General features: G+C 70.0%; 13 protein-coding genes. 9 read left to right on the top strand and 4 right to left on the bottom strand.

Annotated elements, in window-relative coordinates:
• Positions 1-18: 18 nt before the first annotated feature.
• The gene (locus tag ACGFJ2_RS18420) at positions 19-1,041 is read right to left on the bottom strand and encodes a substrate-binding domain-containing protein (RefSeq protein ID WP_357948043.1); all 1,023 of its coding nucleotides are present in this window, start codon (positions 1,039-1,041) and stop codon (positions 19-21) included.
• A gap of 160 nt (positions 1,042-1,201) precedes the next feature.
• Here ACGFJ2_RS18420 and ACGFJ2_RS18415 point away from each other — a divergent pair, with 160 nt between their 5' ends.
• From ACGFJ2_RS18415 to ACGFJ2_RS18390, 6 genes are all read left to right on the top strand, one after another.
• Entirely contained in the window at positions 1,202-2,212 is a 1,011-nt protein-coding gene (locus ACGFJ2_RS18415) for an asparaginase (protein ID WP_393469628.1), read from the top strand.
• 2 nt (positions 2,213-2,214) lie between these two features.
• The gene (locus ACGFJ2_RS18410) at positions 2,215-3,090 is read left to right on the top strand and encodes a polysaccharide deacetylase (protein WP_363991180.1); all 876 of its coding nucleotides are present in this window, start codon (positions 2,215-2,217) and stop codon (positions 3,088-3,090) included.
• Between the two features lie 81 nt (positions 3,091-3,171).
• On the top strand, positions 3,172-4,497 hold the full coding sequence (locus ACGFJ2_RS18405) for an MFS transporter (protein ID WP_393469625.1): 1,326 nt from the start codon (positions 3,172-3,174) through the stop codon (positions 4,495-4,497).
• Positions 4,494-5,270: an SDR family NAD(P)-dependent oxidoreductase gene (locus ACGFJ2_RS18400; RefSeq protein ID WP_363991186.1), complete on the top strand. Its 777-nt coding sequence runs from the start codon at positions 4,494-4,496 to the stop codon at positions 5,268-5,270. Before ACGFJ2_RS18405 ends, ACGFJ2_RS18400 begins: the two co-directional genes overlap by 4 nt.
• Positions 5,271-5,281: 11 nt before the next feature.
• Positions 5,282-6,046: an SDR family NAD(P)-dependent oxidoreductase gene (locus ACGFJ2_RS18395; RefSeq protein WP_393469622.1), complete on the top strand. Its 765-nt coding sequence runs from the start codon at positions 5,282-5,284 to the stop codon at positions 6,044-6,046.
• A gap of 97 nt (positions 6,047-6,143) precedes the next feature.
• Positions 6,144-6,860, top strand: coding sequence for a hypothetical protein (locus tag ACGFJ2_RS18390; protein WP_393469619.1), 717 nt, complete (start codon positions 6,144-6,146; stop codon positions 6,858-6,860).
• Here the strand turns inward: ACGFJ2_RS18390 and ACGFJ2_RS18385 are convergent.
• The gene (locus ACGFJ2_RS18385; protein ID WP_393469616.1) at positions 6,838-8,049 is read right to left on the bottom strand and encodes an ROK family transcriptional regulator; all 1,212 of its coding nucleotides are present in this window, start codon (positions 8,047-8,049) and stop codon (positions 6,838-6,840) included. The genes ACGFJ2_RS18390 and ACGFJ2_RS18385 overlap by 23 nt on opposite strands.
• A 103-nt stretch (positions 8,050-8,152) precedes the next feature.
• Between ACGFJ2_RS18385 and ACGFJ2_RS18380 the strand changes: the two genes are divergently transcribed.
• Genes ACGFJ2_RS18380 through ACGFJ2_RS18370 form a run of 3 tightly spaced genes read left to right on the top strand, consistent with a single transcriptional unit; the run spans position 8,153 to position 11,270 of the window.
• A complete protein-coding gene (locus ACGFJ2_RS18380) occupies positions 8,153-9,523 on the top strand; it encodes an extracellular solute-binding protein (RefSeq protein WP_393469613.1) in 1,371 nt (456 codons plus the stop codon).
• Positions 9,520-10,449: a sugar ABC transporter permease gene (locus ACGFJ2_RS18375; RefSeq protein WP_358173820.1), complete on the top strand. Its 930-nt coding sequence runs from the start codon at positions 9,520-9,522 to the stop codon at positions 10,447-10,449. Before ACGFJ2_RS18380 ends, ACGFJ2_RS18375 begins: the two co-directional genes overlap by 4 nt.
• The gene (locus tag ACGFJ2_RS18370; protein ID WP_357948071.1) at positions 10,449-11,270 is read left to right on the top strand and encodes a carbohydrate ABC transporter permease; all 822 of its coding nucleotides are present in this window, start codon (positions 10,449-10,451) and stop codon (positions 11,268-11,270) included. The genes ACGFJ2_RS18375 and ACGFJ2_RS18370 overlap by 1 nt, the downstream gene beginning before the upstream one ends.
• On the opposite strand, the gene ACGFJ2_RS18365 is transcribed toward ACGFJ2_RS18370, so the two are convergent.
• Both ACGFJ2_RS18365 and ACGFJ2_RS18360 read right to left on the bottom strand, forming a co-directional pair.
• Entirely contained in the window at positions 11,256-11,756 is a 501-nt protein-coding gene (locus ACGFJ2_RS18365) for an NUDIX domain-containing protein (RefSeq protein WP_393469609.1), read from the bottom strand. The genes ACGFJ2_RS18370 and ACGFJ2_RS18365 overlap by 15 nt on opposite strands.
• 9 nt (positions 11,757-11,765) lie before the next feature.
• Positions 11,766-13,310: a serine/threonine-protein kinase gene (locus ACGFJ2_RS18360; protein ID WP_393469606.1), complete on the bottom strand. Its 1,545-nt coding sequence runs from the start codon at positions 13,308-13,310 to the stop codon at positions 11,766-11,768.
• Between the last annotated feature and the right edge of the window lie 323 nt (positions 13,311-13,633).

The raw sequence follows: 13,633 nt of genomic DNA, 5'->3' as shown, positions 1-13,633 counted from the left end.
CGGCCCCTGATGTGATGGTCAGGCGCCGGCCGTCTTCCGGGTGAGGGCGGCGTAGAGCTCCGGGTCGCTCGACGCCCGGACGATGAGCTCCGGCCGGAGCAGCTCGGTCTCACCCTGCTCGCCCTCAAGGACCCGGACGAGCTGGTGCAGCCCGCGGCGGCCCATCTCGTGCATGGGGGAGCGGACCGAGGTGAGCGGGACCGGCAACTCGGCGGCGAGCGGGGTGTCGTTGAAGCCCACGACTGCGATGTCCGCCCCGACCCGCAGCCCGTGATCGCGCAGCGCGCCGATCGTGCCGATGGCGCCGAAGTCGTTGACCACGAAGATCGCTGACGGGAGCGGGCCCGTCGCGAGCAGGCGTTCGGCCCCCTCGTGGCCGCCGCGCGCGTCGAAGCGCGAGTGCACGATCCGGTGCTCGGGGATCGGGAGCCCGGCCTCGCGGAATCTCTCGACGAAGCCGCTGGTGCGGTCGATGCCGGTGCTCGCGTACGGCTCGCCGGCGACGATCGCCACCTCCTCGTGCCCGAGCCCCAGCAGGTGCTCCGCGGCCATCCGGCCGCCGAGCCGGTCGTCGCAGACCACCGCCGGGTGCCGCCCGGCCCGCCGGTTGACCAGCGTGAACGGGACACCACGCGCGGCCACCTCGTCGAGGAAGCCCGTGTCCGCGTGCGCGTCGCCGAAGATCATGCCGTCGACGCGGCGGCCGAGGACCATCTCCGTACGGGCGCGCTGGACGTCGGACAGGTCGCGCGTGTTGGTGACGAACGTCGACAACCCCTGCTCGGCCGCGGCCTCCTCGATGCCCTCGTAAATGGTCGCGAGCACCACGTCGGACAGCCGGGGGACCAGCACACCGATCAGGTTGCTGCGCTGGGTGCGCAGGCTCATCGCGTGCGGATTGCGCTGGTAGCCGAGCTCGTCGGCGAGCTTGCGGACGCGCTCCACGGTCGGACTCGACGCCGCCCGCAGACCTTCGCCGGGCTTGGCGTGCAGCACTCGCGACACCGTGGAGACGTGCAGTCCGAGCTGGTCGGCGATCATCTGCAGCGTAACCGGCCGCGCCCTCTTCGCACCCAATGTCCCTCGGCTTCCGGCTGGGGTTTTCTTGATTTTAACGTGAAGTTCTTGACATCTCGTAGGCGCAGGTCAGATGCTACCAAACGTTTGGCGCAAACGTTTGGGTAACTGAGGAGGCCGTCGAGTGTCCAAGGTCATCGTCCTGTCCACAGGAGGGACCATCGCGACCCGCAGGGACGGGCAGGGGGTGGGTCTCGCCCAGGATCGGGCGGGCGAGCTGCTCGGCCGTCTCCCGGTCGACCCCGGGGTGGAACTCGTCGGGCGGGACGTGCTGTGCGCGGGCAGCTACCTGTTCACGCTCGCGGACATGCGCGAGGTCGCGCTGCGGACCCGCGAGGCGTTCACCGACCCCGACGTACTCGGCGTCGTCGTCACCCACGGGACCGACGGCATGGAGGAGACGGCCTACCTGGTCGATCTGTTCCATGACGACCCGCGACCGGTCGTGTTCACGGGGGCGCAGCTGCCGGCCGACGCGGTCGACGGCGACGGCCCGCGCAACCTCGCCGACGCGATCGCGGTGGCGGCGGGCGGCAGGGCCTGCGGGCTGGGGGTGCTGATCGGCTTCGACGGCCAGATCTTCGCCGCCTCCGGCACCCGCAAGACGCACACGCTCGCCTCATCGGCGTTCTCCGCGCCGGACAGCGGGCCGCTGGGCCGCGTACGCGACGGCCAGGTGAACATCGTGATGACCCCCGCGCGGGCCAAGCCACTGGACCTCGACACCTTCGACCTCGACGGAGTCCGTACCGACATCGTGGCCCTCTACCCGGGCTGCGACACCGCCGCGCTGCGCGCGGTGGTCGACGCGGGCGCCACCGGGGTCGTCCTCCAGGCGTTGGGCGCCGGCAACGGCAACCCCCGGATCAGGGACGAGGTGGCCCGGATCACCGAGGCCGGCGTCGTCGTCGCCCTGTCCACCCGGGTCGATGCCGGGCCCGTCGCCGCGCTGTACGGCAACGGCGGTGGCGCGGATCTCGTCGAGGCCGGCGCCATCCCCACCGGAACCCTGCGCTCGCCGCAGGCGCGCGTCCTGCTGAGCGCGCTGCTCGGCGGCCATCGCGACCCGGTCCGGGTACGCGAGGAGCTGCGCGCGCGGACCTGGAATACCTCTCCGATCGAAAGGACGAAGTGACCATGCCCAAGGAGATTCTCGTCGCGTACGGCGTGGACGTCGATGCCGTCGCCGGCTGGCTGGGCTCGTACGGCGGGGAGGACTCGCCGTGCGACATCTCGCGCGGCCTGTTCGCCGGCGAGGTCGGCGTCCCGCGGCTGCTGCGCCTGTTCGAGAAGTACGACCTGCGGACCACCTGGTTCATCCCCGGCCACTCCATCGAGACCTTCCCCGACCAGACCCGCCAGGTCGTGGCCGGCGGTCACGAGGTCGGCGTGCACGGCTACTCGCACGAGAACCCGATCGCGATGAGCAGGGAGCAGGAGAGCGCGATCCTCGACCACTGCATCGACCTGGTCGAGAGGTACTCCGGCAGCAGGCCTACCGGATATGTCGCCCCATGGTGGGAGTTCTCGCCCGTCACCAACGAGCTCCTGCTGGAGCGGGGCATCAAGTACGACCACTCGCTCATGCACAACGACTTCAGCCCGTACTACGTCCGCGTCGGCGACTCCTGGACGAAGATCGACTACTCCCGCCCGGCGGCCGAGTGGATGAAGCCGCTGGAGCGCGGCCAGGAGACCGACCTGGTGGAGATCCCGGCCAACTGGTACCTCGACGACCTCCCGCCGATGATGTTCGTCAAGGCCAGCCCGAACAGCCACGGCTTCGTCAGCCCGCGCCACCTCGAAGAGATGTGGCGGGACCAGTTCGACTGGGTCTACCGCGAATCGGACTACGCGGTCTTCACCATGACCATCCATCCCGACGTCTCGGGCCGGCCGCAGAGCCTGCTCATGCACGAGCGCCTCATCGAGTACATCAGCGGCCACGAGGGCGTGCGCTGGGTGACCTTCGACGAGATCGCCGACGACTTCAAGGCCCGCTCACCCCGGTAGCGGCCCCGCGCCTGTCCATGCCGGTCCGGTGATGACGCATGCGCGAAACCCCCCACTCTCTTTCTCCGAAAGGGCATCTCCATGACAACCACCTCATCGGGCATCCCGGAATCGGGCACCCGGCCCTTCCCACGTGTCGGGGTGCGGCAGACGCGCAAGGCCACGGTGATCGCGCTGTTCGCGTGGATCTTCGCGGTCTACGACTACATCATGTTCGGGACCCTGCTGCCGGAGATCTCCGGCCAGTTTCAGTGGTCCCCGGCGCAGGCGTCACTGATCTCCACGCTGATCTCGGTGGGGACGGCGATCGTGGTCCTCGGAGTGGGACCGCTGGTCGACCGGCTGGGCCGCCGTAAGGGCATGATCATCACGGTGTCGGGCACGGCGCTGGCCTCGGCGGTGTCGGCCGCCACGATGAACGCCGCCTACCTGGTCGGCGTGCGCTCCATCGGCGGGCTCGGGCTCGCCGAGCAGTCGGTCAACGCGACGTACCTCAACGAGATCTACGCCGTCACCGAGGACGAGAAGATCAAGAAGCGCCGCGGCCTGATCTACAGCCTGGTCCAGGGCGGCTGGCCGCTCGGCACCCTGCTGGCCGCCGCGTTCATCGCGCTGTTCCTGCCGCTGGTCGGCTGGCGGGGCTGCTTCCTGCTGGCCACGTTCCCGGCCATCGTGATCGCGCTCCTGCGGCGCGGCCTGCGCGAGACGCCGCAGTTCGAGCTGCAGCAGAAGATGGACCGGATGCGCAAGGAGGGCCGTACGGAAGAGGCGGCCGTCCTCGCCCGCGAGTACGGCGTGTCCGAGGCCAAGTCGGCGCCGTTCCTGGAGATCTTCCGCGGGTCCGCGCTGCGTAACACGCTCGTCCTCGGGTTCGCCTGGTTCGTCAACTGGTTCGGCATCCAGGTGTTCAGCGTGCTCGGCACCACGGTGCTCACCCAGGGCAAGAATGTCAGCTTCACCAACTCCCTGCTCATGTTCATCGTGATCAACGCGGTCGCCTACGTCGGCTACGTCTTCCACGGCTGGGCCGGGGACCGGTTCGGCCGGCGCAACGTGATCGCGTTCGGCTGGATGGCCTCCGGCGTCATCTTCGCGCTCATGCTGCTGGTCGCCAATGGCACGTTCGCCGTGGTCGTGCTGTACTCGCTGGGCATGTTCTTCCTGGTGGGGCCGTACTCGGCGATGCTGTTCTTCATGGGCGAGTGCTATGACACCCGCTGCCGCGCCACGGGGACCTCGTTCATCAACGCGATCAGCCAGCCGGGCGCCATCGCGGCCGGCGCGATCATCACCGCGATGCTGGTCGCGGGCTCGGACTGGAACCAGGGCGCGCTGCTGGTCGGCGCGCTGGGCACGTTCCTGTCGGGATTTGTGATGTTCGGCGCGCGGAAGGTGCCCGCGCTGTGACCGCTCCCGACATTGACGGACGGGTCGCCGTTATCACCGGTGCCGCCAGCGGGATCGGCCGCGCGCTGGCCGTCTCGTACGCCACCCACGGGGTCCGTACGGTCATCGGCACCTTCCCCGGCGACCCGCACAACCCCGCCGAGACCCTCCGCCAAGTGGAGCAGGCCGGCGGCGCGGGCGTGGTGCATGAGGTGGACGTACGGGACGCCGCGCAGGTGGAGGTGTTCGCCCAGCGCGCGCTTGACGAGTGGGGCCGCCTCGACATCGCGGTGGCCAACGCCGGAGTGCTGCGCCGGGCCCCGCTTGCCGAGCTCACCGACGCGGCCTGGGACGACATGCTGCAGGTCGACCTGACCGGCGTCCTGCGCACTCTGCGCTCGGCGGCCGCACGGATCTCCGGTCCCGGCGCGATGGTCGCCGTCTCCTCCATCGCGGGGGGCGTGTACGGCTGGGGCGAGCACGCCCACTACGCCGCCGCGAAGGCCGGGGTGCTCGGCCTGTGCCGGAGCCTCGCGGTGGAACTCGCCTCCCGCCAGATCCGCGTCAACTCGGTCATCCCCGGCCTCATCGAAACCCCGCAGTCGTCCGACCCGGTGAACTCGCTCGGCCCCGACGGCCTGGCCCGAGCCGGGCAGGACATCCCCTGGGGCCGGGTGGGCCGGCCGGCGGAGGTCGCCTCCGTCATCCGGTTCCTCACCTCGGCCGACGCCGGCTACATCACCGGCCAGAACATCGTCGTCGACGGCGGTCTCACCGTCCGCATGCCCGCCTGAGGAGGAACCGCATGCCCGCCCCGGAACACCGGCCCATCCCGGTATATCGGCCCGCCCTGGAACACCGGACCGCGCTGATCACCGGTGGCGCGAGCGGTATCGGCCGTGCGATCGCCGAGGCGTACCTCCGCGAGGGAGCCCAGGTCGTGCTGGCGGACCTGGACGCCGAGCGCGCGGCCACCGACATCGGGGCGGCCGGGCACGTCGCCGTCGACGTGAGCGATCCCGGCTCCGTCGCCGGGGCCGTCGCCGGCGTGCTGGACCGGTTCGGCCGGATCGACGTCCTGGTGAACTCCGCCGGCATCCTCACCGAGGCGCCGCTGGTCGAGATGGACCCGAAGACGTGGGCGGAGACGATCGCGGTCGACCTCACCGGGGTCTTCCTGTGCTGCCGTTACGTCGTGCCGCACATGGTCGAGCGGCGCTGGGGACGGGTGATCAACATCGCCTCCCAGCTCGGCATCAAGGGCGGCCGCTCGCTCAGCCACTACGCGGCGGCCAAGGCCGGGGTCATCGGGCTCACCAAGTCGCTCGCGCTCGAGGTCGCCGAGCACAACGTACTGGTGAACGCGATCGCGCCTGGCCCCATCGAGACCCCGCTGGTGGCCGGGATCACCGAGGAGTGGAAGGCGGCCAAGCGGGCGGAGCTGCCCCTGGGCCGCTTCGGCCGCCCGGAGGAGATCGCGCCGACGGCGGTCCTGCTCGCCAGCGACCCCGGCGGCAACCTCTACGTCGGCCAGACCCTCGGCCCCAACTCCGGCGACGTCATGCCGTGATCCGTGTGGCGAGCCTTCTGGAAAGAGCGAATGGCTGATGTGCGGCGCTTGCGGGCCGGGAGAGCCTACTGATGTGTGGGCGGGGTGGTGATGGCTGATGTGCGGTGCTTGCGGTGAGCGCGGGGACGCGGACTGGGCGCGGCCCTGGGTGGCCGGGCCGGGCGCCCGTGCGGCGGTGGCTCGCGCGGTCAGCCGGGTACGGCCGTCTCCAGGGGCGCGGATCTCGCCCGCCGCCGCCGGCTGGCTCGTCGTCCGTCCCACCGGTGGCTCCGTGGTCTGCGCCACGCTCGGCGAACTCGTCGCCGCGGTGCGCATCGCGTCGTCCGGCGCGATCAGCCCGCTGGACCCAGCGTGTCCTTCGGGGCGGCTGCCGGTTCCCGCAGCGGACGGCCGGACGGGGATCGTCTTGCGCGTAGACCCCCTCGCGCCGCCAAGTCCCGCTCTTGGTGCGGGAGCCGAGGTGGTGGTGCCGGACGAGGCGGCGGCGCTCGCCATACTCGCCGAACTGGCCACGCCGATATGGCTGCGACGGCTCTACCTGGAGCGCGTCGAGGGAGTGAGCGCGCAGTGGGGCCGGCCGTTGGACGGCCCGTCCGTGCCGCCGCCAGGATCCGCAGCGCTCGCCGCCGATGCGGTCGTCCGGCTCGAATGGGCGCGGCAGGCGGGCCGGTTCGACGACACGGCCTTCGCCCTGAGCTGCCCTCTCGACGACGACGCGGCGCTGCTGGACGTGGAGATCCGCGCCGGTCACGTGGTCCGCGCCCGTACGCAGCCGTACGGACGCTTGGAGATCAGCGGTTCAAGAGCGTGCTGAGCCGGGGCGCGTACGTGGCGTGGAAGACCAGCGACGCGGCGCCGATCGCGGCGGCGTCGGCGGCGATGGGGGAGGTCTCGACCTGGACCGTGTGGAGGCGGCGGGCCAGGGGCCGGGTGGCCACGGCCGCCGCGACCACCTGACGGTAGACGTCCGCGACCTCGTGCATGGCCGGGCCACCCAGCACCAGCAGGTCGATGTCGAGCATGTTGACGATGCTCACGGCGGCGTCGGCGAGCCGGGCCGCGACCTGGCCGATGACCGTACCGGCGAGGGGATCGCCGGCCGCGGCCGCCGCGCAGATCGCCGCGTGGTCGAGCCCTTCGGCGCTCAGCGTGCTCTCGGCGCCCTCGGCCAGCCGCGCCCGTACGGTCGCCTCGATCGCGCTCGGGCAGCAGACCGCCTCGACGCAGCCGCGGTTGCCGCAGTAGCAGTCGGGGCCGTCCGGCGCCACCGTGATGTGGCCGAACTCCCCGGCGTTGAGGGATCGGCCGCGGTAGATCTGGTTGTCGAGGAACAGCCCGCCGCCGATGCCGGTCCCCAGATACAGGTAGGCGAAGCTCGGCGCGGCCCGTGCCACCCCGGCCCAGCGTTCGCCGATCGCCGCCGCCGTGGCGTCGTTGTCCGAGGTCACCGGGAAGCCGGCATGCTGCTCCAGCAGGCGTTTGATGGGCACGTGGTCCCATCCGGTCAGGCGCGGCGGGACGTTCATGATGCCGTCGGCGTCGAGCGGTCCCGGACAGGCCAGGCCGATGCCCAGCACCTTGCGGTCGGGTACGTCCGCTTCGCGCAGCACTCTGCGGGCGGTGCGGGCCATCTGGCGGATGACCGCGTCGGGCGCGAGGCCGGGCCGTACGGCGGTGTGCAGCTTGGCGACCGGCTGCCCCGCCAGGTCGGCCAGCACGTACGAGATCTCGCCGGGATCGAAGTGGATGCCGACGGCGTAGCCGGCGGTCGGGTCCACCCGCAGGATCGTGCGCGGTTTGCCGCCCCGGGACGGGAGCGAGCCGTCCTCGATGACGAGACCTTCCTCCAGGAGCCTGCGCACGATGACGGAGACGGTCTGGGCGGTGAGCCCGGCGCGCCCGGCGATCTGGACGCGGCTGATGCCGTCCGAGACCTGGATCGCCTCCAGGACGACGGCCCGATTGAAATGGCCTACTTTCGGAAGATTTGTCCCCTTCTGCATATGACTGCTCCCCGTGTTTCTGGGCTTCTGTCGTTGACTTAATAAATCAAAAAGATTTACCGTCTCGTCAAGTCAGTTCTGTGGGCCGGTGAGAAGGAGTCCCATGAGACGAGCGATGGTGGCCTCGATCCTGACAGTCGCGTTAGCCGCCACGGCCGGCGCATGTGGTGCGGACACGCCGCAGAAAAGCGCCAACGGGGCCAAGGAGATCGAAGTCCTCTACAAGGTGGAACCCTCCTGGCCGCACCTGGAGAAAATGCTCAAACAGGCCAAGGCGCAGTACGAAGCCGCGCACAAGGGCGTGACGATCAAGCTGACCGCGGTCCAGGGCAACAACGAGGTCTACTACACCAAGCTCGCCCTGCTGAACCGCTCGGCCGAGTCAGCCCCGGACGTGTACCTCCACGACACCTTCCAGGTCAACGCCGACGTCGCCGCCGGCAAGCTCGCCCCGCTCGACGACTACCTGAAGACCTGGCCCGACTGGGCCACCCAGTATCCCGACTCGGTCAAGCAGGCCGCCAAGGGCCCCGACGGCAAGATCTACGGCGTGCCGATCAGCACCGACACCCGAGGGCTCTGGTACAACAAGGACATCCTGACCAAGGCCGGCATCCAGCTGCCGTGGCAGCCCAAGACCTGGGCGGACGTGCTGACCGCGGCCCGCGCGATCAAGCAGAAGGTGCCCGGCGTCGTCCCCTTCAGCATGTACTCCACCAAGCCGCACGGCGAGGCCGCCACCATGCAGGGCTTCGAGATGCTGCTCTACGGCACCCCCGGCGGCACCCTGTACGACGACACCCAGAAGAAGTGGGTCTCCTCCGGCAAGGCGTTCACCGACTCGCTCGCCTTCATCAACACGATCTACCGTGAGGACCTCGGCCCGAAGAAGGCCGACGCGTTCAACCCCAAGCTGGGGGAGAAGATCGGGCTCGACTGGTTCCCCAACGGCAAGATCGGCATCGACCTCGACGGAGCCTGGATGTCGGGCAGCTGGCGGCCCACCAGCACCAAACCGTGGCCGCAGTGGGCCGAGAAGATGGGCTGGACCGCCATGCCGACCCAGAACGGTCAGGCGCCCGGCGCCGTCAGCATGTCGGGCGGCTGGGTCATGGCGATGAGCTCCTACGCCAAGGACAAGAAGGACGCGTGGGACTTCATCGCCACGGCGACCAACAAGGAGAACACGCTGGTGTACTCCATCGGCACGGGTGACCTCGCCCCGCGCAAGGACGTGGCCGCCGACCCGAAGTACAGCGCTGACAACCCGAGCGTGAAGTTCTGGTCCGATCTGGCGTCTGTCACGCACTACCGCCCGGCGTACGAGGTCTATCCGAAGGTCTCGGCCGAGGTGCAGAAGGTCATGGAGGCGATGACGACCGGCTCCAAGACCCCGGAGGCGGCGGCCAAGGAGTACGCCGACGCGCTGCCCGGCGTCGTCGGCGGCCCGGACAAGGTGATCCCCGGCTCATGACCGTCACGTCCGTGACGCCGCCACGGCTGGCCGGCTCCCCCGACAAGGGGGAGCCGCGCCGGCGGGCCCGGCGCACCCTGCGCTGGCTGCTGCCGCTCGGACCCGCCCTGATCATGTTCGTGATCTTCATGGTCGGGCCCATCCTGTGGAGCGTCTACATCGCCTTCACCAACGAGACGCTGACCGGCGCCGCGTCGGTGAACTCGCAGTTCGTCGGTGTGGACAACTTCGTCAAGATGTTCAGCGACGAGGACTTCCGCAACTCCCTCCTGCTGACCTTCGTCTTCGTGATCGGCTCGGCCGTCATCGGGCAGAACACCCTCGGCCTGATCATCGCGCTGCTCCAGCGGGGCCGGGGACGAGCGGTCCGGAGCGTGGTCAACGGCATCGTGATCGCGGCCTGGGTGGTGCCCGAGGTGGTCGCGGCGGCGTGCTGGTACTCCTTCCTGGCCGAGGAGGGCACACTCAACGAGGCGCTCGCCGCCCTCGGCTTCTCCCAGGACTGGCTCTACAGCGCGCCCATGATCGCGATCATCCTGGCCAACGTGTGGCGCGGCACCGCGTTCTCCATGCTGGTCTACTCCGCCGCGCTGTCGGACGTACCGGGGGAACTGCTGGAGGCGGCGGCGGTGGACGGGGCGAGCACCTGGCGGCGGCTGGCGCACATCACCCTGCCGTTGATCCGCCGCTCGATCCTGTCGAACCTCATGCTGATCACGCTGCAGACCCTGGCCAGCTTCGGCCTGATCTACGCCCTCACCGGCGGCGGTCCTGGCACGGACAGCCAGACCACCCCGCTCTACATGTACGAGCAGGCGTTCCGCTACTTCGAGATCGGCTACGGCAGCGCCATGGCCCTGGTGATGCTGGTCATCGGCGCCGCGTTCTCCCTCGTGTACCTGCGACTGATCAAGGTGGACACCTGATGACGCGCCTGGCCGCCCGTGGCGCGGCACTCATCTCGCTCGCGGTGATCGCGCTGGCCTTCCTCGGGCCGTTCCTGTGGGTGCTCCTCGCCTCGCTGCAACCCGACGCCAACCTCGCCGCGCAGCCGACCTTCCAGTTCTCGCTCAAGAACTTCAGCGCGGTGCTGACCTGGGAGACCATCTACCACCCGATCATCAACTCGATCCTCATCTCCGGCAGCACGGCGATCCTCACCGTGATCGTCGCCGGGCTCGCCGCCTACCCCCTGTCCCGCTACACCCTGCGCTTCAAGCGGCATTTCATGCTGACGCTGCTGTTCACGACCGGCCTTCCGGTCACGGCGATCATGGTGCCGGTCTACTCGATGTTCTTCCGGTTCAACTTGTACGGGTCGATTCCGGCCATGGTGCTGTTCCTGGCCGCCAGTTCGCTGCCGTTCTCCATCTGGATGATGAAGAATTTCATGGACGGCGTCCCGGTGAGCCTGGAGGAGTCCGCCTGGGTCGACGGGGCCGGCTGGGTGCAGTCGCTGCTCAGGATCGTCGGGCCGCTGATGGCGCCCGGGGTGGCGGTCGTGGCCATCTTCGTCTTCGTCGGCCAATGGGGGAACTTCTTCGCCCCCTTCGTCCTCCTCGACACGCCGGAGAAGCAGCCGGCGGCGGTGACCATCTACACCTTCTTCTCCCAGTACGGGCAGGTCGCCTACGGTGAGCTGGCCGCGTTCTCGATCATCTACACGACCCCGGCCGTGGCCCTCTATGTCGCCGTGAACAAGTACCTCGCCGGTTCCTTCAGCTTCGCCGGATCAGTGAAGGGCTGAGCGGCGTTCCCAGTACGCGGAGACGACCCGGGTGTGCAGCGGGAAGGCCAGCTCCCGCGGCTCGTCCATCACCGACCACTCCATGGTCTCGGCCGTCGGCACCATCGGCGGCAAGGCGGCCGAGACGGTCGGCGGTGCCAGGCCGAAGACCAGCAGGGTGCCGTCAGGAGCGCTGTGCGCGTCGAACAGCCGCACGCGGCCCGCGTCGACGACGACGGCCGTCTCCTCGTACAGCTCCCTGGCGGCGGCCTGCTGCCAGCTCTCGCCCACGTCGATGAACCCGCCGGGCAGGGCGAGCTCGCCCCGATGCGGCTCGATGCCGCGCCGGACCACCAGCAGACCATCGTCCACGGGCAGCAACAGCACCGCGACGGGCAGCGGGTTGAGGTAGGCGGTGTTGCCACAGCCGGCGCAGGTGCGCGGCCAGGGCTGGTCCGGGGTGTACGCCGTGCCGCAAAAGGAGCAGTGCGAGTGCCTGATCGCCATGAGGTGAGACTAGCGATGCCGATTGACGGCCTTGACGACGAGCTGGGCTGTCCGGTCGGCAGTGGTGAACCCCGGCTGCCGGCCCGTGTGGTAGACGACCACCCAGACGTTCGACAGGCGGAACGAGATCTGGGTCCGGTAGATCGTGTCCACGATGGATTCGGCCCGGGTGTAGCTGTACGCCTCGTCGCCGACGTCCGGACCCTTGCGGATCTTGGTGCCCGGGTTGCGCTTCGGTTCCTCCTTCATCGTCTTGACCGTGTACTCCTGGGCGGTGTGCGCGGCCGAGGCATCCGCCAGGCGGTTCGCCGTGACGCTCACGAACGCGCCGTTGTCGGGCCGGGTCCACATACAGGCAGTGGCTGTCTGGTACTGGCGTTTCACCGCGCCGCCGAGTAGTGAGCGCGCCTGGGCGTTGGTCAGCAGGCCACACGCCTCGAAGTTGCGCCCGAACAGCGCCCGGGCGGACCCCGTCGAGCGGGACGTCGGGGCCGGGGTGGAGGTGTCGCCGATCGTTTCGCTGAAGGTGGCGGTGAAGTTCGGCAGGACCCGTACCAAGACCACCACCCCTGTGGCCAGGGCCAGCACGACCGCCAGCCCGGCGCCCAGGAGGATGAGAGGCACGCGGCTGCGCTTGGGCACAGTGCCGGCCTGGGTCCGCTCGCGGTGCAGGGCCGGGTCGGTGCCGGCCGTCCTGAGCGAGGGTGTGACGGGCACCGGGCCCACCTCCGACCGGGCTGGCACGGCGCCCTGGGCGATGGCGTTCAGCCAGTCGGCCGCCTGGCCGGGGGCGCAGCGCCGTACCGGATCCTTCTCCAGGATCGCGGCCAGTACGGGGGCGAGCGGGCCGGCCAGCCGGGCGGGGGCGGGCGGCTGCATGAGCACGGCCGCCATCACGGCGGCCTGGTTGGCGCGGGCGAACGGCGGCCCGCCCTCCACCGCCGTGAACAGCGTGGCGCCGAGCGACCACAGGTCGGCGAGGGGGCCGTCGGTCTCGCCGCGCAGGCGCTCTGGAGCGATGTAGCCGGGCGAGCCGGTGAGCAGGCCGGTCTGCGTGAGCGCGGCGTCCCCTGCGACGGTCGCGATCCCGAAGTCGGTCAGCAGCACCCGTCCGTCGTCGGTGAGCATGACGTTGGCCGGTTTGACGTCCCGGTGCAGTACGCCCGACGCGTGCGCGGCGCCGAGCGCGTCGAGCATCTGGAGGCCGATCCAGGCCACCTGGCGCGGGGCCAGCGGGCCGTTGGTGCGTACGGCCTGGTCGAGGGAGCGTCCGCGGACCAGCTCCATGACGATCCACGGCCGGCCGCCGTCGAGGACGACGTCGTGCACAGTGACGATCGACGGGTGGGAACGCAGCCGCGCCGCGGCTCTCGCCTCGCGTAACGTGCGTTCGGCCAGCTCAGTACGTGCCGCCTCGTCGAGGTCCGGAGGCAGCCGGACCTCCTTGACGGCCACTTCCTGCCGCAGCAGTTCGTCCATCGCCCGCCAGACGGTGCCCATGCCGCCTTGGCCGAGCGGGGACAGCAGCCGGTAGCGGCCCGCGAGCAGCGTCACCGGACCGCCGCGCTTCGCGCACGTCCTGACGTGTTCTCGGTCCCGGGGCCACCCACTGCTTCCTCCGCTATCGGTCCTATGCGGACAGAAGTGATATTAGGGGTCTGTGCTGCCGCGTGGGCACTTACTGCGGAGTCGCGCCGATCGGTGCTCTCCCTCAAAAGGGCCTCCGCTTCGCTCCGGGCGTTCTTCCTCCCCGCCCGTCACCCGATTCGGTGGTTGGCCGTCTGATGCCCACCCGCCCACAACGGCCCTCCGCTACGCTCCGGACGTCCTCCCAGGCGGGCTGACGCCCGCCCCCTGAAGGACCTCGCTACGCACGG

This window comes from Nonomuraea sp. NPDC049028 (genome assembly GCF_043197735.1).
GTDB lineage: Bacteria > Actinomycetota > Actinomycetes > Streptosporangiales > Streptosporangiaceae > Nonomuraea.
Note: the sequence above shows the minus strand (reverse complement) of the source record. Positions and strands in the feature narration are given on the sequence as shown.

Bases quoted from the DNA above. Each gene is read 5' to 3' on its own strand.
- ACGFJ2_RS18420 (WP_357948043.1), bottom strand. From the start codon at position 1,041: ATGATCGCCGACCAGCTCGGACTGCACGTCTCCACGGTGTCGCGAGTG.
- ACGFJ2_RS18410 (WP_363991180.1), top strand. From the start codon at position 2,215: ATGCCCAAGGAGATTCTCGTCGCGTACGGCGTGGACGTCGATGCCGTC.
- ACGFJ2_RS18405 (WP_393469625.1), top strand. From the start codon at position 3,172: ATGACAACCACCTCATCGGGCATCCCGGAATCGGGCACCCGGCCCTTC.
- ACGFJ2_RS18395 (WP_393469622.1), top strand. From the start codon at position 5,282: ATGCCCGCCCCGGAACACCGGCCCATCCCGGTATATCGGCCCGCCCTG.
- ACGFJ2_RS18390 (WP_393469619.1), top strand. From the start codon at position 6,144: ATGTGCGGTGCTTGCGGTGAGCGCGGGGACGCGGACTGGGCGCGGCCC.
- ACGFJ2_RS18385 (WP_393469616.1), bottom strand. From the start codon at position 8,049: ATGCAGAAGGGGACAAATCTTCCGAAAGTAGGCCATTTCAATCGGGCC.
- ACGFJ2_RS18380 (WP_393469613.1), top strand. From the start codon at position 8,153: ATGAGACGAGCGATGGTGGCCTCGATCCTGACAGTCGCGTTAGCCGCC.
- ACGFJ2_RS18375 (WP_358173820.1), top strand. From the start codon at position 9,520: ATGACCGTCACGTCCGTGACGCCGCCACGGCTGGCCGGCTCCCCCGAC.
- ACGFJ2_RS18370 (WP_357948071.1), top strand. From the start codon at position 10,449: ATGACGCGCCTGGCCGCCCGTGGCGCGGCACTCATCTCGCTCGCGGTG.
- ACGFJ2_RS18365 (WP_393469609.1), bottom strand. From the start codon at position 11,756: ATGGCGATCAGGCACTCGCACTGCTCCTTTTGCGGCACGGCGTACACC.